This window comes from Bradyrhizobium sp. CB1015 (assembly GCF_025200925.1).
Taxonomy (GTDB): Bacteria; Pseudomonadota; Alphaproteobacteria; order Rhizobiales; family Xanthobacteraceae; genus Bradyrhizobium.
In genome coordinates, this window is sequence record NZ_CP104174.1 from 503235 (window position 1) to 526654 (window position 23420).

A 23420-nucleotide genomic window follows, 5' to 3' on the forward strand; every position below is an offset into this window, starting at 1 on the left:
CTGATTGGATCGCTCCAGCGGAGGAACGATCCGATGCGAGACAACAGCTATGACCGAACGGTTGAACGCAACTATCTGCAGAAGTGGCGTTTTCTGATTTCGGAGTATGAGGCGGTGAAGGCTGGCCGATCGCCGCTGTTCAAGCGGGTCGGCGACTTCTACCGGCACCACGGGACCTGCTCGCAGACGTTCCGCAAGTATTACAATCGCTATCTGCAGAGCGGCGAGGAAGCGGATCTGCTGCCGCGGCGGCGCGGCCCGAAGTGGCGGGAGCGACGCGAGCCGGAAGGGATCGAGACGGAGATTGTCGCCCATCGCAAGCGGGGGATGAACCGTTATGAGATTCATGCCGTCTTGCGCGAAACGCGCGACACGGTACCTTCGCCGATCACGATCTACCGGGTGCTGAAACGCTACCGCCTGAACCGCCGCACGCCGGCGATGCGTGAGGAGAAACGCCGTATTATCAAGGACAAGCTCGGAGAGCTGGGCCACGTCGATCTGCATCAATTGCCGCGCGATATGTTCCTCGCGCCACCCCCGGTCACGGCCTACATCATCAGCTTGATCGACAGCTGCACGCGTCTGGCCTGGGCAGAGGTCCTGACATCCAAGAAGGCGCTGCCGGTCATGTTCAAGACCCTGAAGATGATCAACACCCTCAACGTCACCTATGGGCTCGTCTTCCAGGAAATCCTGTCCGACAACGGCGCCGAGTTCGCCGCCCGCACCAAGCCGGGCGAGCATCCGTTCGAGGCCATGCTGCTCGAGCTCGGCATCAAACACCGCTACACCCGGCCCTATCGGCCGCAGACCAACGGTAAGGTCGAACGCTTCTGGCGCACCCTCGATGACGACGTCATCGACGGCGCGACCTTCGACAACCTCGACCACTTCGCCAATGAACTGTTCGAGTACCTCGTTTACTACAACAACCACAGACCCCATCAGGCCTTGGCAGGACAAACCCCCAAGGCCTTCGCCGCTACCAAGACCACCGCGATCCAATCAGCGAATTAGTGAACATCGACAATTGCGAGCTCGGCACCCTGGGCGTTGGCTTTGTTGGCGGTGTTGATGACCACCAGTCGGCTCAGTTCCGCGATCTGCTCGTTGCGAATCAGCTGGTTGGTGAGCATGCCACCGACGAGAAGAACCCCCGCAGTCGCGGTCAGCCCCAGCTTTGTCCCGATGCGAAACTTGAACGATGCCATACTTACCGCTCCCCACACGCAAAACGAGTACGCCACCTTAGTACTAAATAATACGTGAACATCAAACTCCGTACAACTACAGGAGGTAACGAACGGAGAGCGCTTGGAACAGTGTGCAGCGCATAGGTACAATCGTCCGTGGCGGAGATCCGACGAGGGGTCTGGTCCAATGATGATTCGTCGCGAGGGTGCAAGCCTTGCCGGTTTCCCCGACTCAGCCCTAGCGTGAGCTAATGCAATTCCGGGATCGACCTCATTCTTTTCGGCCGCAGTTCGGCGGCTCGCCGTTCGGCCGGCGCTTCTCCGGACTGGTGTCGTGGATGTTCGTGGTCGGCGTCGTGGCGGCGGTGGTGCTGACCTTTCGGCACGGCGCGCACTGGCTGGTCCCGCATGAAACCGACGGCCGCTCGCTGGACGCCGAGATCATCTTGCGGCAGTCGGACAATGGACAGGGCCGACAGCCCGTCGATGTCGTCCGCACCGTCGATGGCGACACCTTTCTCGCGCGCATGCATCAGCAGGGCGGCCGCGATCTCGTCGCACGCGTTCGCCTGCGCGGCATCGATGCACCGGAGATGAAGGCGTCCTGTCAGGAGGAATTGAACAAGGCTGAAGCCGCGACCGACGCGCTGCGCGCGCTGCTCGGCCAGGGCGGCGTCACGATCAGCAATCTCGGCGCCGACAAATACGGGCGCGTCCTCGCCGATGTCGCGACCAGACGCACCGCCGACGTCGCGGCTGCGCTGCTCGCGGGCGGCTACGTGCGCAGCTACAATGGCGGCCATCGCGACGGCTGGTGCGCGCGGGGCTGGCGCTTCTGGTAACAAGAAAGCCGCGTCGAGCGACGCGGCTTTGATTGTCCTCTCACGATCTTCTCGATCAGCGCGTCACGACCACCGTCGTGCCGACGGAGACGCGGCCATAGAGATCGGTGATGTCGTCGTTGAGCATGCGGATGCAGCCATAGGAGACGAAGCCGCCGATCGAGCCCGGCACGTTGGTGCCGTGGATCGCATATTCGCCACCGGCGAGCGTCATCGCCGCAACGCCCATCGGGTTGCGCGGCGATCCGCCCGGAATGACATCGGGGATGTTCGGCTTGTCGCGCTTCACCTCGGCGGGCGGTGCCCAGGCCGGATTGAGATACTTGCCGTCGATCCTGGTCGTGCCGGCCCATTGCTTGCCGGCCTTTCCGACGCCGACCGGATAGCGCACCGCGTGGCCGTTACCGAGGATGAGATAGAGCCGCCGCTCGCTGGTTTTGACCACGATGGTGCCCGGCGAATAGTCGGCCAGGTGTGCCCCCACCATTTCCGGCCGCGCCTGCGCCGCCGTCGACGTCAACACCCCAGCCGCGATGGTGGCGGCCAGCGCTACCGCAATCCTCATCGACATCGATGCTTCCCCTTGTCTCAAACGGATCATCCAAAATGACGCAGAACCGGCAATCGCCGCCGCACCAAGCCCTCGTCGATGCTCATTCTTAACCGCGCCCGTTAACCCAATGGTTTCCACGCGCGGCTGCCGAGGGCCGGCCAGCAGCGGGAACAAAGAAAATGTTCGAAATAAAGTAAATGACCCGAAAACAACACTCGACGGGAAAGATGCCGGCGCACCACGGCTCCCGCTGGCAAGAGCGTGAGGGTGTGAATGGCCGTTGGTTGAGAGCGGCCGGCACGCGCTGTCGTGTCCCGGACAAGCGCAGCGAAGCGGAGCGCCGATCCGGGACCCAGTTCTTTCTTTCAGTCGATCGCTGGGCCCCGGCTCAGCAGCGCACCGCTGAAGTGGCGCTGCGCTGCGTCGGGGGCACGAGCTTGCTTACGCCGACTTCTTGTTCTGCCGGTTCTTGACGAGATCGTCGACCACGGCGGGATCGGCGAGCGTCGAGGTGTCGCCGAGGCTGCCCGGCTCGTCCTCGGCGATCTTGCGCAGGATGCGGCGCATGATCTTGCCGGAGCGGGTTTTTGGCAGACCCGGCGCGAACTGGATCTGGTCGGGCGAGGCGATCGGGCCGATCTCCTTGCGCACCCAGGTCACGAGCTCCTTGCGCAACTCGTCGGTCGGCTGCACGCCGGCCATCAGGGTGACATAGGCGTAGATGCCCTGACCCTTGATGTCGTGCGGGAAGCCGACGACGGCCGCTTCCGACACCTTCTCATGCGCCACCAGCGCGCTCTCGACTTCGGCGGTGCCCATGCGGTGGCCGGAGACGTTGATGACGTCGTCGACGCGACCGGTGATCCAGTAATAGCCGTCGGCGTCGCGGCGGCAGCCGTCGCCGGTGAAGTACTTGCCCTTGTAGGTCGAGAAGTAAGTTTGTTCGAAGCGAGCGTGATCGCCATAGACCGTGCGCATCTGGCCCGGCCAGGACCGCGTCAGACAGAGGTTGCCGGTGGTCTCGCCTTCCAGCACCTTGCCGTCGGCGTCGACGATTTCAGGCACCACGCCGAAGAAGGGCTGCGTCGCCGAGCCCGGCTTCAGCTTGGTGGCGCCCGGCAGCGGCGTGATCAGGATGCCGCCGGTCTCGGTCTGCCACCAGGTGTCCACGATCGGGCAGCGGTCGTCGCCGACGACGCGGTGATACCACTCCCAGGCTTCGGGATTGATGGGCTCGCCGACCGAGCCGAGCAGGCGAAGCGAGGCGCGCGAGGTCTTCTTCACCGGCTCGTCGCCGCCTTGCATCAGTGCGCGGATCGCAGTCGGCGCGGTGTAGAAGATGTTGACCTTGTGCTTGTCGATGACGTTCCAGAACCGCGAATTATCCGGGTAATTCGGCACACCCTCGAACATCAGCGTGGTCGCGCCGTTCGCCAGCGGCCCGTAGAGGATGTAGCTGTGGCCGGTCACCCAGCCGACGTCGGCGGTGCACCAGTAGACGTCGCCGTCGTGATAGTCGAAGACGTATTGATGCGTCATCGCGGCATAGACGAGATAACCGCCCGTGGTGTGCAGCACGCCCTTGGGCTGGCCGGTCGAGCCCGAGGTGTAGAGGATGAACAGCGGATCCTCGGCGTGCATGTGCTCGAGCGGGCATTCGGTCGTCACCATCGCCGCCGCCTCGTGGTACCAGAGGTCGCGCGTCGGGTTCATGTCGACCTTGCCGCCGGTGCGCTTGACCACGACGACCCAGTCGACGCCGTCGGTTTTACCGAGCGCGGCATCGACATTGGCCTTCAGCGGCACCTTCTTGCCGCCGCGCAGGCCTTCGTCCGCGGTGATGATGATCTTGGATTGGCAGTCGTTGATGCGCTGGGCGAGGGAATCAGGTGAGAAGCCGGCGAACACCACGGAGTGGATCGCGCCGATCCGCGCGCAGGCCAGCATCGCGTAGGCCGCCTCCGGGATCATCGGCAGGTAGATGGTGACGCGGTCGCCCTTCTTGACGTTGCGGGTGCGCAGGATGTTGGCCATCCGGCAGACCTCGTCGTGCAGCTCCTTGTAAGTGATGTGCTTGGACTGCGAGGGATCGTCGCCTTCCCAGATGATCGCGGTCTGGTTGGCGCGCGCCGGCAGATGCCGGTCGATGCAGTTATGGGCGACGTTGAGGATTCCGTCCTCGAACCATTTGATCGAGATGTTGCCGGGCGCGAACGAGACGTTCTCGATTTTCGTCGGCGCCTTCATCCAGTCGATGCGCTTGGCCTGCTCCGCCCAGAAACCGTTCGGGTCCGAGATCGAGCGGGCGTACATCTCCTTGTACTTGGCCTGGTCGACCCAGGCGCGCTTCGCCCACTCCGCGGGGACGTCGTAGATCTTCTCGGACATGCTTCCCTCCACATGCGGCAAGCTCAGGCAATGCCGACATCATCATTTGATGGATTATGCGTCGGGCTAACCGGACCCGACAAGGAGCACAAGCTGGACCTTCGGCGGGCAGCCGGCCATGCGGAGGATCAAGGTCCGGAAGGCTCGCTGTCGCAAATCTGAAACAGGCCGACCGGCGCCTTTCGGCTCTTGACCCAAGCCGCCAGAACAGACGCCGCAGAGCCCTATGCGCTGGTCGGAGGTATTTAGCAACCTCATCTCACTGATTCGGGACTCGCAATAGCGTTCGGAACACCCTAAATGGCCAACCCGGGTCCAAAGAGACCCCTCGGAACAAAAATCAGAACAGCGGCATTGATCGATAACAGACAGGGCTAAGGCGTAAGACCATGATGGATCAGCAGAATCTCGGGACGATGCGGTCCGCTTCAGCCGATCCTGCAGCCATTGCCCTGGCCAAGGCCCTTGGACAATGGCCGAAACCGAGCGGTTTCCGGCGCGCGAGCCCGAAAAAGACCTACGACACGGCGCCTGCGGCGACGGTCGAGGCCCTCGCCAGGGAGCTGGGCTTGCGGCTCGGCGACCAGAACGAGCTGACCATCCGCCGTATCAAGCGCGGCAAGGGCTATTCCTTCGTCCGTCCCAACGGCGCGCATATCCGCGACGCCCGCACCATCCGCCGGCTGCACGCCATGGCGGTGCCGCCGGCCTATCGCGAGGTGCGCTACTCCGCCGATCCCAACTCGCACCTTCAGGCGGTCGGCCGCGATGCCGCGGGCCGGCTGCAATATCGCTATCACGCCGATTGGGAGAAGGTCCGCGAGCAGCGCAAGGCGCATCGCCTGGAGAAGCTCGTCGGCGCGCTGCCGAAAATCCGGCGCAAGGTCTCGGCGTTCCTGTCCGGCGACGAGCCGACGCGCGAGTTCGCGCTCTCGGCCGTGATCGAGCTGATCGCGCGCACCGCGATCCGTCCCGGCAATGAATCCTACGCCCGCCTCAACGGCACCCGCGGCGCGACCACGCTGCTGAAGTCCAACGTCACGCTGGAAGACGATTGCTTCGTGCTGACCTTCAAGGCCAAGGGCGGCAAGGCCGTGCGCAAAGAATGCGACGCGGCCAAGCTGGTGCGCGCCATCGGCATTTTGCAGAGCGTTCCCGGCAAGCGCATGTTCCAGTATCGCGATGCCTACGGCATCGTGCGCGCGGTCAACACCACCCAGGTGAACGCGTTTCTGCGCGAGATCGCCGGCATCAAGATTTCGCTGAAGGATTTCCGTACGCTGATGGCGTCCGCCGTCGTGGTGGAATCGCTGTCGCGGATCACGCCGGCGAATAGCCAGCGCGGCCGCAAGAAGCAGGTGCTGGACGCGATTCGCGCCGCCGCCGACCAGCTCTCCAACACGCCGGCGATCTGTCGCAAGAGCTACGTCCACGACACCATCGTCACCGCCTTCGAGGAAGGCATCCTTGAGCGCTTCGCCGCAACCATGAAGGGCCAGCGCTCGCAGGCCCGGCGCGAGCAGCTGCTGGCGCAGGTGGTGGCGACCGCGGCGGTCTGACCTTCGCCTCGCTATGTTTTGCCGGAAACGCCCCGGTCCGGGCCGGGATCGCCGCCCGCGGCTGCGATCGTGAGCCGCTCCAGATAGTGCGCCCATCCCGTCGCATGCGCGGCGGCCTGCGCTTCGTTCGGCAGGCCGCTATGGGTCATGCGCAGCAGCGTGCCGCCATCCTGCTCGATCAGGTCGATCTCGATCAGGCTCGAGCCGGGCGGCACTTCCTGACCGCCTTCCCAGCCGAACGTGTAGGCCAGGCGATGCACCGGCACGACCTCGCGGAAGGCGCCGCGGGCGACGCCGCCGCGCGGGCTGACGCCCTTGAGCAGGTAGAGCCCGCCGGGATAGGGCTCAGTGGTCGCATCCGAGCCCATCCAGCTCAGGATCTTCTCGGGGTCGGTGAGGTAGGCGAAGACGGTGGCGCGCGGGGCCGCGATCTGGGTCTCGCGTCGCACTATGAACGGCTCGGGCATCGGCGATCATCCCTGGTCTGACGATGGGACATGGCGGCGGCCCGGCGCTCCGTCAAGGATTACCCGTGACAAAGACGGCCCGGCTTCGTCATCATCGGGCCATGCACCTCTCCTCGACCCTCGCCTGGCTCCTCGATGCCGCCGCGGATTGTCCCGGGGCCGACCGCCTGCTCGCGGAACTCGGCGCGCATCTGGTCGCCGACGGTGTGCCGCTCGCGGCGGGCGCCGTGACGCTGGAGGTGCCGCATCCGCTGATCGCGAAACGGACCTGGCTGTGGCGTGCCGATAGCGGCCAGGTGATTGAAGCGCTCGGCTTCGCGCCCGGCGGCCTCGCGCCCGATCCACCCAACGACGCCGGCCGCCGCTGGCTGCGCGACAGCGCGCGCGGCGAGGTGCATGAAGATGTCGCCGGACGGCCCGATGGGCCGCTGCTCGGCTGGATCGGACCGCGTCCGTTCACGGCGGATGAGATCGAGCAATTGCGTCAGGCCGCGCGTTTTGCCGCGACGCCGCTTGCCGTGCTCGCCGCGCGCGCCACCTTGCGGGCGACGCTCGATGCTTACCTCGGCACGCGCAGCGCGGAGCGGGTGCTCGCGGCGCCTCTGCGCCGCGATCTCGGCGAGACCATCCAGGCCGCGTTGCTGTATGCGGACCTGCGCAATTTCACGAGCCTGTCGGAGACAACACCGCCGGCCGATGTCATCGCGGCGCTCGATGCCTGGTTCGATCGCATCGCCGGCGCGGTTCACGCCTTCGGCGGCGAGGTGCTGAAATTCATCGGCGACGGCGTGCTCGCGATCTTTCCGGTGCTCGAAGCGTCGCCGCGCCGCGCCTGTGACGCTGCCCTGCGGGCGGCAGGCGCAGCCGAAGCCGGCATGGCGTACCTCAACAAGGAGCGCCGCGCGCAAGGGTTGCCGCCGCTGTCGTTTGGCGCCGCGCTCCATCTCGGCGAGATGCTGTGGGGCAATATCGGCGCCGCCAACCGGCTCGACTTCACCGCGATCGGCCCTGCCGTCAATCTCGCCAGCCGGCTGGAGGGATTGTGCAAGCCGCTGGGCCGGACGGTGCTGGTGTCGGGCGCACTCGCCGCCGAGACGGAGATGCCGCTCGTCGCGCTCGGGACGCATGAGCTGCGCGGCATTGCCGCGCCGTGCGAGGTGTTTGCGTTGCCCGAACCGCAAGCTCGGATATCGTAGCCCGGATGGAGCGAAGCCTAATCCGGGGTCGAGCTTCAATCTAGACTTTCCCGGATTGCGCTGCGCTCCATCCGGGCTACTGCACTCCGGCAGCCTCGCCCTAAACCCCACCCATCTTGCAGACGAGCTTCCACTCCTCTGCCGTCACCGGCTGCACCGACAGGCGCGAATATTTCACCAGCGCCATGTCTGCGAGCTTCTTCTCGGCCTTGACCGCGGCCATCGTCACCGGCGTCTTCAGGGGCTTGTCGGCCTTGATGTCGACGCAGACGAATTTGCCGGTCTTGTCGGTCGGATCGGGATAGGCCTCCTTGATGATCTCGGCGATGCCGACGATCTCCTTGCCCTCGTTGGAATGATAGAAGAACGCCTTGTCGCCCTTCTTCATGTTCACGAGGTTCTGGCGCGCGGTGAAATTGCGCACGCCGGTCCAGGCCTCGCCCTTGGCGCCCTTCGCAACCTGCTGGTCCCAGGACCACACCGACGGTTCGGATTTCACGAGCCAGTACGCCATGCTTATTCCTCTGCCTTGAAGGGGCGCGTCATCAGCGCCGAGATCGCGGCATCGATCGTGCTTCGGCCGCTCAGGATCGATGCGACCGCCTCCGATACCGGCAACTCGATGTTTTGCGAAGCGGCGAGCTCGATCAGCACGGGGGCGGTGAACTCGCCCTCGGCGAGCTTGCCGGCGGGAGGCTGCTCGCCCCGCCCGAGCGCGAGTCCGAGCGCGAAGTTGCGCGATTGCGGGCTCGAGCAGGTCAGAATGAGATCACCGAGGCCCGACAGGCCGGTGAGCGTCTCGCGGCGTGCGCCGAGCGCGCGGCCGAGGCGGGTGAGCTCGGCAAAACCGCGGGTCGTGAGCGCCGCCTGCGCGGAGGCGCCGAGCTTGCGTCCGACCGCGATGCCGACCGCGATCGCCAGCACGTTCTTGGCCGCGCCCCCGATCTCGACGCCGCGGATGTCGGTGGAGTGATAGGGGCGGAATGTCGGCGAGCCCAGCGCCTGCACCAGGCTGCTGGCCAGCGCCTCATCCCTTGCCGCCAGGGTCACCGCCGTCGGCAGGCCACGGGCGACGTCGTCGGCAAAGCTCGGCCCCGACAGGATCGCCGGCTGCGCGTGCGGCGCGGCCTCGGCGATCACGTCGGTCATGAACTTGTGGGTGCCGTGCTCGATGCCCTTGGCGCAGGCGACGATCGGTACCGGCTTCGTGATGTGCGAGGCCAGCATGTTGACCGCGCCGCGCAAATGTTGCGCCGGCGTTGCAATCAGCAGCATGTCCGCGCGCGCGGCGAGCGCCACCTCGCTCGTCACGACGATCTCAGGCGCGATCCGCACGCCAGGTAGCCGCGGATTGTCACGCGTCGATGCGATCCGCGCGGCATGCTCGGCATTGCGTGCCCACAGCGACACTTTTCGCCCAGCTCGCGCCGCCACCGTCGCCAGCGCCGTGCCCCAGGCGCCCGCGCCGATCACTGCGACGGATTGCGGCGCGGTCATCCCTAGAATCCCGCCCGCGTCTTGCCGTAGCCTGCCGGCACCGTTGCGTTGGCGTCGAGCAGCCAGCGCGCGCGCGGCTGCGCGTCCATCGTGTCGGTCAGGCCGAGCGCGAGGCGCTCGGCGCCGGCCCAGGCGATCATGGCGCCGTTGTCGGTGCAAAGCGCGGGCGGCGGCATGATCAGCTGCGTCCCGGCCTGCTTCGCGACATCATCAAGCGCGCCGCGGATCGCCTGATTGGCGGCGACGCCGCCGGCGGCGACCAGCGCGCCCGGTGCGCCGAACTGTTCGCGGAAAAGCCTGAGGCCGACGCTCAGCCGGTCGGCCGTCGAATCGAGTACGGCGGCCTGGAAGCTCGCGCAGAGATCGCTGACGTCCAGCGGCGTGAGCTCGGCCAGCCGGCTCGCTTCGGTGCGCACCGCCGTCTTCAATCCCGACAGCGAGAAATTGGCATCGGGGCGTCCCTGCATCGGCCGCGGAAACGCAAAGCGCGTGGCGTCGCCGCCTGCCGCCGCGCGCTCGACCTGCGGGCCGCCGGGATAGGGCAGGCCCAGCATCTTCGCGACCTTGTCGAAGGCCTCGCCGATGGCGTCGTCGACCGTGGTGCCGATCCGCACATATTGGCCGATGCCGGTGACCGCGACGATCTGGGTATGGCCGCCGGAGGCGAGGAAGAGGCAATAGGGAAATTCGATGCCGTCGGTGAGGCGCGGCGTCAGCGCATGCGCTTCGAGATGGTTCACAGCGACCAGCGGCGTGTCGTGCACCATCGCGATCGCTTTCGCGGTGGTGAGCCCGACGATGACGCCGCCGATCAGCCCGGGCCCCGCGGCCGCCGCGACGCCGTCGAGCTGGGCATAGTCGATGCCGGCCTCGGCCATGGCACGATCGATGATCCCGTCGAGCACGTCGACATGCGCGCGCGCGGCGATCTCCGGCACCACGCCGCCGAAGCGGGCATGCTCATCGATCTGCGACCGCACGATGTTGGACAGGATCTTGCCGCTGCCATCGGCCGCGCGTTCGATCACGGCCGCAGCGGTCTCGTCGCAGGTGGTTTCGATGCCCAGCACCAGCATTGGCGAATTGTTATCCAATTTGCGCCCTTGCGCTCATCCGTAAAGCAGAGTTCTGGTACGTCCGGTAGCATCCCGAGGTCGGCTTGCGCAATCGTCCCGCGCAGCCGTTCTGGTCAATGCGTCACCGCCAAATGGTCCGGGAACACCAGCGATGTCCATTCTTGTCACACGGCCGTATCCCGACAACGAGGCGACTGCGGACAATCTGCGTGCGCGCGGGCATGCGGTGCTGCTTGCGCCGGCGCTCAAGCTCGAGCCGGTCGCCTTCCATGGCGAGAGTGACGTTTCTTACGATGCCGTTCTCGTCACCTCGGCCAATGCGATCCGCGCTGTGGCGCCGCAATCGCCGGACCTCGGTCTGTTGCAGCTGCCATTGTTCGCGGTCGGCGAGCATACGGCTGCTGCGGCGCGCGAGGCCGGTTTTGCCGAGGTGATCGTCGCCGGCGGCGATGCCGCGTCCTTGCACGACAAGGTGATGCAGAGCACGCGCGACAAGGTGCTGAAGAAAAAGAGCACGCTATTGTATCTCGCGGGCGCGGATCTGTCGCGCGACCTCGGCGGCGAGCTTGGTGCGGAAGGTTTTCGCGTGGTGACGCAGACGACCTATCGCATGGCGCCGGTGAAGCATCTGCCGCGCGAGGTCTGCGAAGGATTTGCCGTCCACGGGATTGAGGCGGTGCTGCACTACTCCCGGCGCAGCGCGCGTGCCTTCCTCGATGCGGCGCGGGACGAAGGTGTTGAAATTTCGGCGCTGGCGATCCCGCATTGCTGCCTGTCCGAGACCGTTGCGGGCGTGCTGCGCGAGGCCGGCGCGTCACAGGTTCTGGCGGCCGCAACGCCGGACGAAACTGCCTTATTCGACACCTTGGAGCGTGCGTTGCGCACCCGTTTGGCGTAAAGGTCGGGCCGAATCCGACGCAATCTAATCCACCCTGGTATGGAAGTGTGAGGAACCGTCACGATGGCCGACGACAAGCCTGAAGACGCTGGATTGGCGCCCGACGCGGGTCGTGCCAAGCGCACCCCGCCCACCATCGACCTCGAGGCGACGGAAGTCTCGACCCAGCCGCAGCAGGTCGCCGGTGAGCCCGAGCCGTCCGAGCATGTCGCGCAGGAGCAGGCCAGGGTGGAAGAGCCCGGCTCGGAAGAGGTCAAGGCCGAGCCTCAGTCCGAATCTGCAGAGCAGCAGGCGTCCGTGGCGGCGCCCGTATCGGCGCCGGTTTCCCCCTGGGTCATTGCGCCGTTCTCCGGCGCTGTCGCAGCTGCCGTCGTGATCGCGGTCGGCTGGATGCTGGGCTGGCCGGCGGTGCAGGCTCCGCCGGTCGCGCCGCAGGTCAGCAGTGCGACCGTCGATGCGCTGAGCGGGCGCGTTGCCGCAGTCGAAGCCAAGGCCGCCAAGCCCGCGGCCGATCCGGCCCAAGTCGCGCGAATCGATGCGTTGGAGAAAGCGGCGAGCGCCCTGCGCGGCGACATCGCCAATTTGCGCGCGCAATTCGACAAGACGGCGAGCGCGCTGAACGATGCGAAATCCGCGCCGCCGAGTGCCGCGCCCGATCTTGCCGCGCTCACCGACCGCATCGCTCAGCTCGAGCGCGCCAGCAAGACCGAGCGGGCCGAGCTCGCGCAGCAGGGCGAGAAGATCGCCGAGGCCAAGACGATGGACGACAAGCCGCTCCGCTATGTGGTGGCGGCATCCCTGCTCGACGTTGCCGTTCGCCACGGCGATCCCTATCAAACGCAATTGGCCACGGCGCGGTCGCTGACGGCCAAGCCAGACATGCTCAAGCCGCTCGAGGCGTTTGCATCGTCCGGGATCCCGGCGGCGGCTGCGCTCAGCCGCGAGCTCCTCAACATCGTGCCGAAGCTGTCGCCGCCGGCTGAAGCTCCGTCGAGCGAGGCCGGCATTGTCGAGCGTCTCCAGGCCGGCGCGTCAAAGCTGGTGCGGATCGAGCGCACCGACGGCGTCGGCAACGATCGCGGTGCCATCGTGTCCCGCGTGACGGCGGCGGCGCTCCGCAGCGATTTCGCCGAGGCGCGGCGCGAGCTGAAGACGCTGCCCGTGGCTGATCGCGCCGCGGCGCAGGCTTGGCTCGACAAGGCCGATGCCCGCGACGCCGCGCTCGCCGCGTCCCGCAAATTCGCCGACGATGCCATGGCGGATCTCGCCAAATCTGCTCAATAAGATTCGCGCAACAATCGGCGCGTATAGGGATCGCCATGCTTCGCATCGTCCTCTTCCTTGTCGTGATTGCGCTGGCGGCGGCCGGCGCGGCGTGGGTCGCCGACCAGCCCGGCGAGGTCGTGATGACCTGGGGCGTTTGGCGGGCCTCGCCAACCATTCCAGTGTTCGTGCTCCTACTGGGCGTATTTGCCGTGGCGATCGTCCTGTTTTGGAGCATCCTGACGACGATCTGGCGCACGCCGAAGCGTCTGCGCCGACGTCGTCATGAAAAGCGCCACGCGCGCGGCCGTCACGCCATTACCCATGGCCTGCTCGCGATCGGCCACGGCGATTCCGCGCTCGCACGCCGGCATGCCGAGGTGGCACGGCGGCATGCACCGAACGATCCGCTCGCGCTGCTCTTGCACGCGCAGTCGGCGCAGCTCGAAGGCAATCGCGACGAGGCGCAACGCGTCTTCCGCGCCATGGCCGAGCGCGAGGATACGCGGCTGCTCGGCCTGCGCGGCCTGTTCATCGAGGCGCAGCGCGCCGATGATGCGGTCGGCGCCGTGATGATCGCGGAGGAAGCGATCAAGCTGTCGCCGTCCGCGACCTGGGCCTCGCACGCGGTGCTCGGCTTCCGCTGCGCGCGCGGCGACTGGAGCGGCGCGCTCGCGATCCTCGATTCGAATCTCTCCGCGGGCCTGATCGACAAGCAGACCTATCGCCGGCAGCGCGGCGTGCTGCTCACCGCGCGTGCGCTGGAACTGGAAACGATGGATCGCGACGTGGCGCGCGAGAGCGTGATGGAGGCGGTCAAGCTCGCGCCGACCCTGGTGCCGGCGGCCGTGCTCGCGGCAAAATTCGAGAGCGAGGCGCATCAGGTGCGCCGCGCCATAAAGCTGGTGGAAGCCGCCTGGCTCGCCAATCCGCATCCCGATCTCGCGGAAGCCTATGCGCATGTGAAGCTCGGCGATTCCGCGCGGCAGCGCCTGCAGCGGGTGGAGACGCTCGCGGCCAAGACACCGGCCGACAAGCCGGGCCATGTCGAGGGCCAGCTCGCAATTGCGCGGGCCGCGATCGACGCCTCCGAATTCGCCCGCGCCCGCGAGGTGCTTGCACCCTACCTCAATGATCCGACCCAGCGCGTCGCGCTGCTGATGGCCGAGATCGAGCGCGCCGAGCATGGCGATGGCGGCCGCGCCCGCGCCTGGACCTTGCGCGCGGTGCGCGCCCGTCTCGATCCCGCCTGGACCGCGGACGGCTATGTCAGCGACCGCTGGCGTCCGGTCTCCCCGGTCACCGGCCGCCTCGATGCGTTCCAATGGCAGACGCCGGTTGCGAGCCTGCCCTCCGACAAGGGCGCCACCATCGAATCCTCGGCCTTCGAGGAAGCCATGCTGGCCGCTCCGCCGCCGAAGCGGGTGACCGCGGCTCCCAGCGGAGCCTTGGTGGAACCGCCGGAGGTGGCCCCGGCCCCGGCCGCGCAGGACAATTCGCCCCCTCCGGCGAGGGAAGCCGCGAAGGAGGCTGCCAAGGAAACCGACAAGGAAGCTGCGGAGCAAGCTGCCAAGGAAACGGCCAAGGAAACTGCGGAGGTCGACGAGCCGGCCGTCACGCCCGCCGAGCCGGCGAATCCGGCTCCGCCGCCCGCCGAATCATCGCCGCCGGCGGCAACGCCAGTGTTCCGGACCCGGGCCGACCTCAGTAAGCCCGCCTCGGCGCCGATCCAGACCGTCATCCCGATCGTCCGTGCACCCGACGATCCCGGGATCGACGACGACGGCCCAAGCGATGAATTTACGGAACAAATCGGCACGCCAAAAGCCCATGCAAAGGCCCAGGCGGGCGGCTGGCGCGGATTCTGGTCCCGCTGGGGCGCGTGAGCCGCATTTCGCCTCCCGCTTGTCCTTGCCAATTCGGGCCATGCCCGATATCAGGGGCGCGCGTATCGGGCCCGGCATCGCCCGGGTCCCGGCAGGGTCGCCGCAATAGCTCAGTCGGTAGAGCACGTCATTCGTAATGACGGGGTCGGGGGTTCGAATCCCTCTTGCGGCACCAGCTGCCCCGTGTCCAGCCCGGACACATAGGTAACAGACCGTACCTGAGACATGGGTAACAACCTCGTGCCGAACGGGTTGTCGAGGGTTGCAGGTACTCCGCGCACTCATGGCGCCGCCCATTATTGCTCGGCCCGCACATTCGCCGTCAACCCCGCGCGCCCAAGGGGCGCGCCCCTGGCGGGCTTCGGGGGTTGACCGCTCGGTGCGGCCATGCAAGGGGGCTGCCATGCCAAGAACGAGCAAGAGTGCCTATCTCAGTCAGGGCGATGATGTCGTACCGGAGACATCGGTGACAGGCCTCGGGCCGAACGGGTTGTCGAGGGGTTGCAAGGTCTTTTGCTCAAGGTCGAAGTATCCCAGGTCGTAGTGCATGAAGCTGACGAGCCAAATGCCGTCGTCGACTTCCTTGATACCGAGCTTCTGGCCGGCCAGCACGATGGAGATGTTGATTTTCTTGCGATGCAGGCAAAGGCGGCCGCAGGATGTGATGACGACGTCGCGATCGTGGAAGGGATAGGACAGTTCGGGCAGGCCATCGTAGTGGCGCGCTGACGCGGTGTAGAGCTCGGCAGGGCACTTCATGTCGAGCGCCTCGTGGGGACGTTCGGCATTGAACTCGTGCAGGAAGCGGTCAAAGCGATCCTGCTGCTGCAGGCTGTTGAACCCAGGCGGTCTAGTCGCTTCCTTTTTGAGCGTGAGATGCATGCGCTCATGACGGCCGTTCTGTTGTGGATGGCCGGGCTTGATCCGCTCGATCGCAATGCCGAGCCTGAGCCACCACACCGATAGCTTCGAGAGGTTGAACAAGGCATTGGGACTAGCAAAGGGCACGCCATTGTCGGAGCGGATGGCCAGCGGCAAACCACGTTCGCGGAACAGCCGCTCGAAGGCGGTAATGGCAGGGTCTTCGCGCGTTGAGTCCAGCGCTTCACAGAGCAGCAGGAAGCGCGAGGCATGATCGCTGACGGTCAGTGGGTAACAGTACTGGCCATTGCCGAGCCTGAACTCGCCCTTGAAGTCGACACACCACAGATCATTGGCAAGCGTGCCCTGCGACAGCGGCGTGCCGCGCGCGCGGTGGCGCGACCCGCCGCCGCGCTTGACCAGGCCGTGGCGATCGAGCACCGCATGAATGGTGCTCTTGGCGGGAACCCTGACCTCGCCATCGAGCCGGCGCACCAGCAGTTCGCGGATCTTGCGGGCGCCCCAGTGCGGCTTCTCGCTCTTCAGCCGGACGATCAGGGTCTCGAGCTGCTGCGGGAGCTGGTTGGCATAGCGTATCGGCCGCCTGGAGCGGTCGCTCAACGCCTCCAGCCCGTGCTCCTTATAGCGGCAGAAAATCTTGTACCCGGTCTTGCGGGAGATGCCGAACTCCCGGCACACCGCGGTCATGGCTTCCCCATCCAGAAGCCGGGCGACAAAGCGCAGGCGCTCTTCCATTACCGAACTCGCTTTCCACGGCATCTACACCTCCCGCAGAACAAAAGCGGAAAGTGTAACCCATGTGTCCGGTACGAGTTGTCACCTATGTCTCGGGCCGCTCACCGCCGGCGATCTCGGCTTCTGCGCCTACTGCGGTGATCACTCCCGCTGCGGCCTCAGCGCCGGTTACAACCAAGTTCGCCACCAGGACCACGGCATCTATTGGTAACGCTCGCCCAAAGCAAATGGCCGGGCGAAAGCCCGGCCATGCGCATATTGGAGTAGTCATCGCGCCTACTGCGACACCGTCTGCACCACGCTCGAGATCGGTCGCGTGTTCGTGCCGGCGGTCGGCACCTTCATGTCCTTCATCAGCGCTTCGTCATATTCGGGCAGAGTCTGGAAGGTCGTCTTGGCCTTCATCTGCACGACCTTGTAACCGCCGGCCTTGAGCCGCGCGAGCAGCGCCGGCAGGGCTTCGCCGGTGTGCTTCTGGAAATCGTGCATCAGGATGATGCCCTTGCCGAGCTTGTCGAGCCTGGTCATCACGGTCTCGACGATCTTCTCCGGCGTCGCACCCTTCCTGAAGTCGAAGGAGTCGATGTCGGTCGAGAACATCGCGACGTTGCGGGTGCCGAAATAGGTCACCATCGCCGGATTGTGCTGCAGCTGCGGGAAGCGGAAGAACGGCGCCGGGTTGGTGCCGAGCGCGAACCGCACCGCGCTAAAACCCTTCTCGACCTCGTCCTTGACCTGCTGCTCGGTCATCTTCTTGCCGTTCAAATTGACATGCGACCAGGTGTGCGTGCCGACCGTGTGGCCCTGGGCCAGCACCTGACGCAGGATCTCCGGATGGTAGGTGGCGTGCTTGCCGACCGAGAAGAACAGGCCCTTGGTGCATTCGTCCGCGAGCGCCTTCAGCACCGCGGGCGTGTTGACCGGCCACGGACCGTCGTCGAAGGTCAGCACGACCTCCTTCTCGGTCAGGAAGTCGAACTGCTTGAAATGCTCGAAGCCGAAGCCGGGACCGCCCGTCGTGTCGATCTCGACGACGCGGGACACACCCAGCGCGTTCGGATTGGCGCAGGCCTGTTTCGGCTGCATCGGCATGACCGGCGCGGGCGCAGGTACGGGAGCTGCTGGCTTGGCCGCGACGGCCGCGGTGGTCTCGACGTCGTCCTTGGCGGCGAGCTTCGCCTGTGCCGGCAACGGGTCGGCGGCACGGGCGGCAACTGTCTTGGGAGCGCCCTGGTCGGCGCGCGCGGAATAATAAAACCAACCGCCGGCGGCGATCACGACCGCCGCAACTACACTGGCCAGCATCAGGCCCAACGCATTACGCATCGCTAATCTTTCCAATTACGCAACCAAACCGGCGGAATTTCCCGCGCGACGAGCCATTAATGCGAACCAAGAGTTAACGTGACACCAACACGACAGCCGTTGCGGAGGAATTTCAGTGGGCTGCGCCAAAGTGACCGACATCACACAGGGTGGGCCTCCCGTGAGCGTCATCACAGTGGAAACGGATTTACTGGAGCATCGTAGCTCCCATCGATAACGGGCCCGCTGTGGCGGTGCCAATGGGAGCTTCAAATGACCAAGTCGTTTACCAGCAAGATCCGCGATACCAGCCTGGCCTTGGGCTTTGCCGCCATCGTCTCGATCGCCTCGACCAGTGCGAGCTTCGCCTTCACGGCGGAGGCGCAGCAGATGTGCACGGGCGATGCCTTCCGTCTCTGCTCGGCGGAGATCCCCAACATCCCGAAGATCACGGCGTGCATGATCAAGCATCGCTCGGACCTCAGCGCCGGCTGCCGCGCGGTGATGGACAAGGACCTCGCCAAGGGCGCCTCGCGCAAGGTCGCTGACGCTCAAGACAAGCAGTAAGCGACAGGCAGACGCCGCGACCGTTGCGTCAGTCAGCTCCCCCCGCGATGTGCCTCGGCGCCAAAGCCGAGGCCATGCGGCACGTCGCGGCCGGCAACAAAAGCCGTTGCAGCTCTGGGATCGTCGCACTAGCTTCGCCCGCAGATTCTTCCGGGTAAGAGGCATTCCGCGATGACCAGATTTGTTTTCATCATTCCTTTGCTCCTGTGCGCATCGGCTGCATCCGCCCAACAGCAGCCCGGCCATGATGCCTGCGCGCGCGATGTCAGCCGCTTTTGCCGCGCCGTGATGAACAATGGCGACGGCGCTGTGCTCGCCTGCCTGAAGCAGAACCGCACCCGGCTCAGCAAGGGTTGCGACAAGGTGCTGACGGATCACGGGCAGTGACTGTCATTCCGGGGCGCGCCGTTAGGCGCGAGCCCGGAATCCATCGGGCGGCAAACTCCTGAGAGGAATGGATTCCGGGCTCGCGCTTCGCGCGCCCCGGAATGACCAATCAAAACCTACGTACTGCTCCCAGCCGCGACCACCGGCAGCACCTCGCTATTGGCGCGGTCCGGCGTCTCGTCCTTCCAGCGCACCGAGCCGAATGGACGCTCCAGCATGCGGCGGATCCGCACCGGCTCGGGGCCGATGTGGAAATCGATCGCCTGCTGATGCAGTGCGCGTTCGGACTGGGTCGAACGGTTGCGCTGACGCAAATAGTCGAGCCAGGTCGGGCAGTGATAGCGCTCGGTCCACAGCTCGGGGTCGGCGATGTCGCGCGCGATCGACCAGCCATAGGCGCCGTTACGCTGGCGGGAGAGCTGCACGTCCTGCATCACGTTGTGGAACGCGCGCGCGTTCTCTTGCGCGACCCTGTATTCGATCTCGACCACGAGCGGCCCGCTGCGTCCGGTCAGCGACAGCCTCACCTCGGGATCGGCCAGCACGTCCGCATCCTCGTTGCGCGCGCCGACGCGCGGCATCGCAAGCCAGATGCCGAGCAGCGGCGAGATCAGCATCAGGCCTGCCGCGGTCAGCAATGCGATCTCGACACCGGCATAGTCGGTGAGACGGCCCCAGCCCCAGGCGCCGATCGCGATGCCGCCGGAGATCGAGGCCTGGAACGCCGCGAGCGAGCGGCCCGCGACCCAGCGCGGCGCCGAGAGCTGCACGCCGATATTGAACAGCGCGATCGCGGCCATCCAGACCGCGCCGGCCAGGACCAGCGCGGTTGCCGTCAGCACCGGCTCCGTGCTCAGCGCGAGGGCGGCCATGGCGAAGGCCATCGAGATGGTGCAGGCGCGGATCGCGGCCTCGCCGCTCATGCGCTTGCGCAATTCGTGGATGTTGAGCGCGCCGATCACTGCCCCCATGCCGAAGGCGCCCAGCATGATGCCGTAGGTCTGCGCGCCGCCATGCAGGAGGTCGCGCGCGACCAGCGGCATCAGCGCCATCACCGCGCCGCCGATCAGGCCCATCACCAGCGTGCGCAGCAGCACGATCTTGATCGGCGGTGAATTGGTGATGTAACGCACGCCCGAGACCATGGCGCGGTTGAGCTTTTCCCGCGGCAGGCGCGACGGCTCGGTGCTGCGGCGCCAGAGCAGCAGCACCATCAGCAGCGGCAAATAGAGGATCGCATTGCAGGCGAATGCGGCCACCGCTCCGAGCGCAGCCACGATAACGCCGCCGACCGCCGGACCGAAGCTGCGTGCGATGTTGTAGCTGATGCCGTTCAGCGCCACGGCGGAGGCCAATGCCTCGGGCGGCACCTGTTCGCTGACCGAGGACTGCCAGGCCGGGCCGAACAGCGCATTGCCGCTGCCGACGACGAAGCAGAAGGCGAGCAGCAATTCGGGCGTGATCAGGTTGAAGCCGGCCAGCACGGTGAGCGCGCTCGCGCCGATCAGCGCGATCGACAGCGAAATCACGCTGACGATTCGGCGGTCATACATGTCGGCGATGGCGCCGGCGGGCATCGAGATCAGCATGATCGGCAGCATCAAGGCGGTCTGCACCAGGGCCACCTTGTCCGCCGAGGCCGCCATCTGCGTCATCGCCCAGGCCGCGCCCACGCCCTGGATCAGGAGGCCGAGATTGGAGAGCAGGCTGGCGAGCCAGATCCGCCGGAACACGGTGTACCGCAAGGGCGCAGTGATGCCGTCGGCGGCCATTTTCGGGCGGTTCGGCTGCTCGGTCATATCCCCTTCCAAATGAGCTGGGAGAAGTGGTCTCGGGCGATTGCGGCAAATTCAGTGATGCCCGCGAAAGTCCTTCGCTGTCCAGTGCTTAGGCCGCTATAAGCGGTGCAAAGAGGCGGTTGCCGGGGAGGAACAAATGAAGTTGTCGCGACGGACGATTTTGCAAGGGGCTGCGAGCGTGCCTTTCGCAATTGCGAGCTTGCGGGCGGGGGCGCTTGCCCAGACTGCGCCCGCCGCCGCGCCGGGCACGGAGCTGCCGCCGATTCTGTTCGTCCACGGCAATGGCGATTACGGCGCGCTCTGGATGACCACCTTGTGGCGGATGGAGTCCAACGGCGTCGCGCGCGAGCGCATGATGGCGATCAATTTCACCGACCCGCTGGCGCGCAACGACGACAAGGTCGAGCAGGCGGGCCGCTCCTCGACCGAGGACCAGCGCCGCGAGCTCGCCGCCGCCATCACTGAACTGAAGCGCCGCACCGGCGCACCTCGCGTGGCGCTGGTCGGCAGCTCGCGCGGCGGCAACGCGATCCGCAATGTCATCAGAAGCGGCGGCGCCGGCGATGTCAGCCATGCCGTGCTGTGCGGCACGCCCAATCACGGCGTGTTCGCGACCGACGACCAGCCCAACAACGAATTCAACGGCCGCGGCACGTTCCTGCGCAGCCTGAACGAAGGCGAGAGCGAGGTGACGCCGGGTGTTGCCTTCCTCACGCTGCGCAGCGACGGCATGGATAAATATGCGCAGAGCGACGGCCGCTTCATCGGCAAGCCCGGCACGCCGACCAATGTCACCGCCGAAGGGCCGGAGCTGAAGGGCGCCACCAATCTCGTGCTCGGCGCGCTCGACCATCGCGAGGTGGCTTTTCACCCGCGCGCGTTTCGGGAGATCTACAAGTTCATCGCCGGGCGCGAACCTGCGCGCATCGCGATCGTGCCGGAGACCAGCGTGTCATTGAGCGGCCTGGTCACGGGCACACCCGGCGGCGCGCCGACCAATCGCCCGGTCGCGGGTGCAATCGTCGATGTCTTCCGTGTCGATCCCGATACCGGTGAGCGCAATGGCGGCGCGCTGCATAGCTCGAAGACGGGCTCCGATGGCCGCTGGGGGTCGGCGCAGGTCGATCCCGCCTGGTCGCTCGAATTCGTGCTGACCTCGCCGGATGCGCCGACGACGCATATTTACCGCTCGCCCTTCCCGCGCTCGTCCGAGGTCGTGCATCTGCGGCCTGCGCGCCCGCTCGGGCCGGCCGACAAGGACGCCGGCGCCGTCGTGATCATGTCGCGTCCGCGCGGCTATTTCGGCCTGCCGCGCGACGTGGTGCTGCTCGACGGCAAGGAGCCGGCCGATGTCAAGCCGGGCGTGCCCACGGATACGGCAGCAACCCTGCGGCTTCCCGCCAACGAGGTCGGACGTAACATCGTAGCCCAATTCGGCGAAGAACGGATTGTGGCACGCGCCTGGCCTGCGTCCGAGAACCGGATTGCCATTGCCGAGCTGACTTACTAGCTATTTACCTGCGTCCCATCTTGCGGGAGAGAGCCATGAATATCGCCAGCGTGCGTCGGCCCATCATCCCTCCGGCTCCCCCGCGTGCGCCCGACGATATGTCGTTCTTCGGCCGGCTCGCGGTCGTCCGCCAGAATATGATCGCGACCTGGGGGCAACGCGCCTATGAGGAAGAGGTCATCCCGGGCCGCTTCTTCTTCCGCAACAGTTTCATCCTGAACCAACCGGACGCGATCCGGCATGTCCTGCTCAGCAATTACGAGAACTACACGCGCACGCCGGCCGGCATCCGCATGCTGCGCCCGGTGCTCGGCGACGGCCTTCTGATCGCGGAAGGTCATTCCTGGACGTTTCAGCGCCGCACGCTGGCGCCGGCCTTCACGCCGCGCGCGACCGCAAACCTCGTTCCGCACATGACGGCGGTGCTCGACGAGACCATCGCCAAGCTGGACGCGCAAACCGGTGAGCCGGTCGACTTGCGCGCGATCATGCAGCGGATGACGCTCGAGATCGCCGGGCGCACGATGTTCTCGTTCGGCATGGACCAGCACGGCGCGACCCTGCGCAACTTCATCATGGAATATGCCGCGCGGTTGGGGCGTCCCTATTTCCTCGACATGGTGCTGCCGGTGTCCTGGCCGAGCCCGATGGATCTTGCCCGCGCCCGCTTCCGCAAGCGCTGGACCGAGTTCGTGGCCATGCTGATTGCCGAGCGGCGTAAGTCCGGCAAGAAGGGCGGCGCGCCGCCGCGCGACCTGTTCGATCTTATGGACGAGGCCCGCGATCCCGAAACGGGCAAGGGCTTCTCGGACGAGCAACTCGTCGACGAGGTCGCGACCATGATCCTCGCCGGTCACGAGACCACGGCAACGGCGCTGTTCTGGGCGCTCTATCTGCTCGCGCTCGACCCTGATACGCAGGAGGAGGTGGCGTCCGAGACCCGCGGCGAGCATCTCGACAGCATGGCCGACATCGATCGCCAGAAATTCACCCGCGCGGTGATCGACGAGACGATGCGGCTCTATCCGCCGGCCTTCCTGGTCGCGCGTGCCGCGCGCGATAAGGACAACGCGGCGGGTGTCGAGATCGGCAAGGGCGACATCATCATGATCGCGCCCTGGCTCTTGCACCGGCACGAGAAGCTGTGGGATCAGCCGAACGCCTTCATTCCAAAACGCTTCATCTCGAAGGAGGCGCCGGACCGTTTCGCTTACCTGCCGTTCGGCGCAGGTCCGCGCGTCTGCATCGGCGCGCCGTTTGCCCAGGCCGAATCCGTGCTGGCGTTGGCGCGGCTGATCGGCGCATTCCGTGTCGAGCTCGCGGACCCCGCGACCACCGTGATCCCGCTCGGCGTCGTCACCACCCAGCCGGACCACTCACCCATGTTCCGCATCACGCGTCGGTGACAGGCGCG

General features: G+C 66.1%; 21 protein-coding genes and 1 tRNA gene. 12 read left to right on the forward strand and 10 right to left on the reverse strand.

From position 1 onward, the window contains the following. Positions 1 to 33 precede the first annotated feature (33 nt). A complete protein-coding gene (locus tag N2604_RS02325) occupies positions 34 to 1020 on the forward strand; it encodes an integrase core domain-containing protein (protein WP_260373178.1) in 987 nt (328 codons plus the stop codon). On the opposite strand, the gene N2604_RS02330 is transcribed toward N2604_RS02325, so the two are convergent. Beyond that, positions 1017 to 1214, reverse strand: coding sequence for a hypothetical protein (locus N2604_RS02330; protein WP_260373603.1), 198 nt, complete (start codon positions 1212 to 1214; stop codon positions 1017 to 1019). The genes N2604_RS02325 and N2604_RS02330 overlap by 4 nt on opposite strands. A 233-nt stretch (positions 1215 to 1447) precedes the next feature. Here N2604_RS02330 and N2604_RS02335 point away from each other — a divergent pair, with 233 nt between their 5' ends. Then, positions 1448 to 2038 (forward strand): thermonuclease family protein, encoded by a 591-nt coding sequence (locus tag N2604_RS02335; protein WP_260373604.1) that lies wholly within the window; start codon positions 1448 to 1450, stop codon positions 2036 to 2038. A gap of 55 nt (positions 2039 to 2093) precedes the next feature. Here the strand turns inward: N2604_RS02335 and N2604_RS02340 are convergent, their stop codons facing one another. Further along, complete coding sequence (locus tag N2604_RS02340; protein ID WP_260373605.1) at positions 2094 to 2609, reverse strand: L,D-transpeptidase; 516 nt, start codon at positions 2607 to 2609, stop codon at positions 2094 to 2096. A 423-nt stretch (positions 2610 to 3032) separates the two neighbouring features. Continuing rightward, the gene (gene acs / locus N2604_RS02345) at positions 3033 to 4979 is read right to left on the reverse strand and encodes an acetate--CoA ligase (protein ID WP_260373606.1); all 1947 of its coding nucleotides are present in this window, start codon (positions 4977 to 4979) and stop codon (positions 3033 to 3035) included. Positions 4980 to 5368: 389 nt separating this feature from the next. Between acs and N2604_RS02350 the strand changes: the two genes are divergently transcribed. Beyond that, complete coding sequence (locus N2604_RS02350) at positions 5369 to 6538, forward strand: DNA topoisomerase IB (protein WP_260373607.1); 1170 nt, start codon at positions 5369 to 5371, stop codon at positions 6536 to 6538. An 11-nt stretch (positions 6539 to 6549) separates the two neighbouring features. Here the strand turns inward: N2604_RS02350 and N2604_RS02355 are convergent, their stop codons facing one another. Next, on the reverse strand, positions 6550 to 7005 hold the full coding sequence (locus tag N2604_RS02355; RefSeq protein WP_260373608.1) for an SRPBCC domain-containing protein: 456 nt from the start codon (positions 7003 to 7005) through the stop codon (positions 6550 to 6552). Between the two features lie 101 nt (positions 7006 to 7106). On the opposite strand from N2604_RS02355, the gene N2604_RS02360 reads away from it, so the two are divergent. Then, positions 7107 to 8201 (forward strand): adenylate/guanylate cyclase domain-containing protein, encoded by a 1095-nt coding sequence (locus tag N2604_RS02360; RefSeq protein ID WP_260376413.1) that lies wholly within the window; start codon positions 7107 to 7109, stop codon positions 8199 to 8201. 100 nt (positions 8202 to 8301) lie between these two features. Here the strand turns inward: N2604_RS02360 and N2604_RS02365 are convergent, their stop codons facing one another. The 3 genes from N2604_RS02365 to tsaD are packed head-to-tail and all read right to left on the reverse strand — an operon-like array spanning position 8302 to position 10768. Next, positions 8302 to 8715 carry an EVE domain-containing protein gene (locus N2604_RS02365; RefSeq protein WP_260373609.1) on the reverse strand — a complete coding sequence of 138 codons (414 nt, stop codon included), beginning with the start codon at positions 8713 to 8715 and terminating at the stop codon, positions 8302 to 8304. A gap of 2 nt (positions 8716 to 8717) precedes the next feature. Beyond that, positions 8718 to 9698 carry an NAD(P)H-dependent glycerol-3-phosphate dehydrogenase gene (locus tag N2604_RS02370; RefSeq protein WP_260373610.1) on the reverse strand — a complete coding sequence of 327 codons (981 nt, stop codon included), beginning with the start codon at positions 9696 to 9698 and terminating at the stop codon, positions 8718 to 8720. Between the two features lie 2 nt (positions 9699 to 9700). Next, positions 9701 to 10768: a tRNA (adenosine(37)-N6)-threonylcarbamoyltransferase complex transferase subunit TsaD gene (gene tsaD, locus N2604_RS02375; protein WP_260376414.1), complete on the reverse strand. Its 1068-nt coding sequence runs from the start codon at positions 10766 to 10768 to the stop codon at positions 9701 to 9703. A gap of 157 nt (positions 10769 to 10925) precedes the next feature. Here tsaD and N2604_RS02380 point away from each other — a divergent pair, with 157 nt between their 5' ends. The 4 genes from N2604_RS02380 to N2604_RS02395 all read left to right on the forward strand — a co-directional run bounded on the left by N2604_RS02380 (position 10926) and on the right by N2604_RS02395 (position 14996). Continuing rightward, complete coding sequence (locus N2604_RS02380) at positions 10926 to 11672, forward strand: uroporphyrinogen-III synthase (RefSeq protein ID WP_260373611.1); 747 nt, start codon at positions 10926 to 10928, stop codon at positions 11670 to 11672. A gap of 63 nt (positions 11673 to 11735) precedes the next feature. Then, positions 11736 to 12956: a COG4223 family protein gene (locus N2604_RS02385; RefSeq protein ID WP_260373612.1), complete on the forward strand. Its 1221-nt coding sequence runs from the start codon at positions 11736 to 11738 to the stop codon at positions 12954 to 12956. 35 nt (positions 12957 to 12991) lie between these two features. Beyond that, positions 12992 to 14821, forward strand: coding sequence for a heme biosynthesis protein HemY (locus N2604_RS02390; protein ID WP_260373613.1), 1830 nt, complete (start codon positions 12992 to 12994; stop codon positions 14819 to 14821). A 99-nt stretch (positions 14822 to 14920) separates the two neighbouring features. Then, positions 14921 to 14996, forward strand: a tRNA-Thr gene (locus N2604_RS02395). Positions 14997 to 15256: 260 nt separating this feature from the next. On the opposite strand, the gene N2604_RS02400 is transcribed toward N2604_RS02395, so the two are convergent. Next, on the reverse strand, positions 15257 to 16462 hold the full coding sequence (locus N2604_RS02400; protein WP_260371115.1) for an integrase core domain-containing protein: 1206 nt from the start codon (positions 16460 to 16462) through the stop codon (positions 15257 to 15259). A 252-nt stretch (positions 16463 to 16714) separates the two neighbouring features. After that, positions 16715 to 17764: a polysaccharide deacetylase family protein gene (locus N2604_RS02405; RefSeq protein WP_260373614.1), complete on the reverse strand. Its 1050-nt coding sequence runs from the start codon at positions 17762 to 17764 to the stop codon at positions 16715 to 16717. A gap of 252 nt (positions 17765 to 18016) precedes the next feature. Here N2604_RS02405 and N2604_RS02410 point away from each other — a divergent pair, with 252 nt between their 5' ends. Continuing rightward, complete coding sequence (locus N2604_RS02410) at positions 18017 to 18310, forward strand: hypothetical protein (RefSeq protein WP_260373615.1); 294 nt, start codon at positions 18017 to 18019, stop codon at positions 18308 to 18310. A 171-nt stretch (positions 18311 to 18481) separates the two neighbouring features. After that, positions 18482 to 18697: a cysteine rich repeat-containing protein gene (locus N2604_RS02415; RefSeq protein WP_260373616.1), complete on the forward strand. Its 216-nt coding sequence runs from the start codon at positions 18482 to 18484 to the stop codon at positions 18695 to 18697. 116 nt (positions 18698 to 18813) lie between these two features. On the opposite strand, the gene N2604_RS02420 is transcribed toward N2604_RS02415, so the two are convergent. Further along, complete coding sequence (locus N2604_RS02420) at positions 18814 to 20496, reverse strand: MFS transporter (protein WP_260373617.1); 1683 nt, start codon at positions 20494 to 20496, stop codon at positions 18814 to 18816. A 136-nt stretch (positions 20497 to 20632) separates the two neighbouring features. On the opposite strand from N2604_RS02420, the gene N2604_RS02425 reads away from it, so the two are divergent. Beyond that, entirely contained in the window at positions 20633 to 22006 is a 1374-nt protein-coding gene (locus tag N2604_RS02425; RefSeq protein WP_260373618.1) for a hydrolase, read from the forward strand. A 35-nt stretch (positions 22007 to 22041) separates the two neighbouring features. Beyond that, complete coding sequence (locus N2604_RS02430; RefSeq protein ID WP_260373619.1) at positions 22042 to 23412, forward strand: cytochrome P450; 1371 nt, start codon at positions 22042 to 22044, stop codon at positions 23410 to 23412. The last annotated feature ends 8 nt before the right edge of the window (positions 23413 to 23420 follow it).

What these genes read in the sequence shown, in the direction of transcription:
- N2604_RS02410 (WP_260373615.1), top strand. Translation starts at nt 18,017, where the DNA reads ATGACCAAGTCGTTTACCAGCAAGATCCGCGATACCAGCCTGGCCTTG.
- N2604_RS02390 (WP_260373613.1), top strand. Translation starts at nt 12,992, where the DNA reads ATGCTTCGCATCGTCCTCTTCCTTGTCGTGATTGCGCTGGCGGCGGCC.
- N2604_RS02430 (WP_260373619.1), top strand. Translation starts at nt 22,042, where the DNA reads ATGAATATCGCCAGCGTGCGTCGGCCCATCATCCCTCCGGCTCCCCCG.
- N2604_RS02340 (WP_260373605.1), bottom strand. Translation starts at nt 2,609, where the DNA reads ATGTCGATGAGGATTGCGGTAGCGCTGGCCGCCACCATCGCGGCTGGG.
- N2604_RS02405 (WP_260373614.1), bottom strand. Translation starts at nt 17,764, where the DNA reads ATGCGTAATGCGTTGGGCCTGATGCTGGCCAGTGTAGTTGCGGCGGTC.
- N2604_RS02360 (WP_260376413.1), top strand. Translation starts at nt 7,107, where the DNA reads ATGCACCTCTCCTCGACCCTCGCCTGGCTCCTCGATGCCGCCGCGGAT.
- N2604_RS02335 (WP_260373604.1), top strand. Translation starts at nt 1,448, where the DNA reads ATGCAATTCCGGGATCGACCTCATTCTTTTCGGCCGCAGTTCGGCGGC.
- N2604_RS02325 (WP_260373178.1), top strand. Translation starts at nt 34, where the DNA reads ATGCGAGACAACAGCTATGACCGAACGGTTGAACGCAACTATCTGCAG.
- N2604_RS02425 (WP_260373618.1), top strand. Translation starts at nt 20,633, where the DNA reads ATGAAGTTGTCGCGACGGACGATTTTGCAAGGGGCTGCGAGCGTGCCT.
- acs (WP_260373606.1), bottom strand. Translation starts at nt 4,979, where the DNA reads ATGTCCGAGAAGATCTACGACGTCCCCGCGGAGTGGGCGAAGCGCGCC.
- N2604_RS02355 (WP_260373608.1), bottom strand. Translation starts at nt 7,005, where the DNA reads ATGCCCGAGCCGTTCATAGTGCGACGCGAGACCCAGATCGCGGCCCCG.
- N2604_RS02415 (WP_260373616.1), top strand. Translation starts at nt 18,482, where the DNA reads ATGACCAGATTTGTTTTCATCATTCCTTTGCTCCTGTGCGCATCGGCT.
- N2604_RS02370 (WP_260373610.1), bottom strand. Translation starts at nt 9,698, where the DNA reads ATGACCGCGCCGCAATCCGTCGCAGTGATCGGCGCGGGCGCCTGGGGC.
- N2604_RS02330 (WP_260373603.1), bottom strand. Translation starts at nt 1,214, where the DNA reads ATGGCATCGTTCAAGTTTCGCATCGGGACAAAGCTGGGGCTGACCGCG.
- N2604_RS02365 (WP_260373609.1), bottom strand. Translation starts at nt 8,715, where the DNA reads ATGGCGTACTGGCTCGTGAAATCCGAACCGTCGGTGTGGTCCTGGGAC.
- N2604_RS02380 (WP_260373611.1), top strand. Translation starts at nt 10,926, where the DNA reads ATGTCCATTCTTGTCACACGGCCGTATCCCGACAACGAGGCGACTGCG.
- N2604_RS02350 (WP_260373607.1), top strand. Translation starts at nt 5,369, where the DNA reads ATGATGGATCAGCAGAATCTCGGGACGATGCGGTCCGCTTCAGCCGAT.
- N2604_RS02385 (WP_260373612.1), top strand. Translation starts at nt 11,736, where the DNA reads ATGGCCGACGACAAGCCTGAAGACGCTGGATTGGCGCCCGACGCGGGT.
- N2604_RS02400 (WP_260371115.1), bottom strand. Translation starts at nt 16,462, where the DNA reads ATGCCGTGGAAAGCGAGTTCGGTAATGGAAGAGCGCCTGCGCTTTGTC.
- N2604_RS02420 (WP_260373617.1), bottom strand. Translation starts at nt 20,496, where the DNA reads ATGACCGAGCAGCCGAACCGCCCGAAAATGGCCGCCGACGGCATCACT.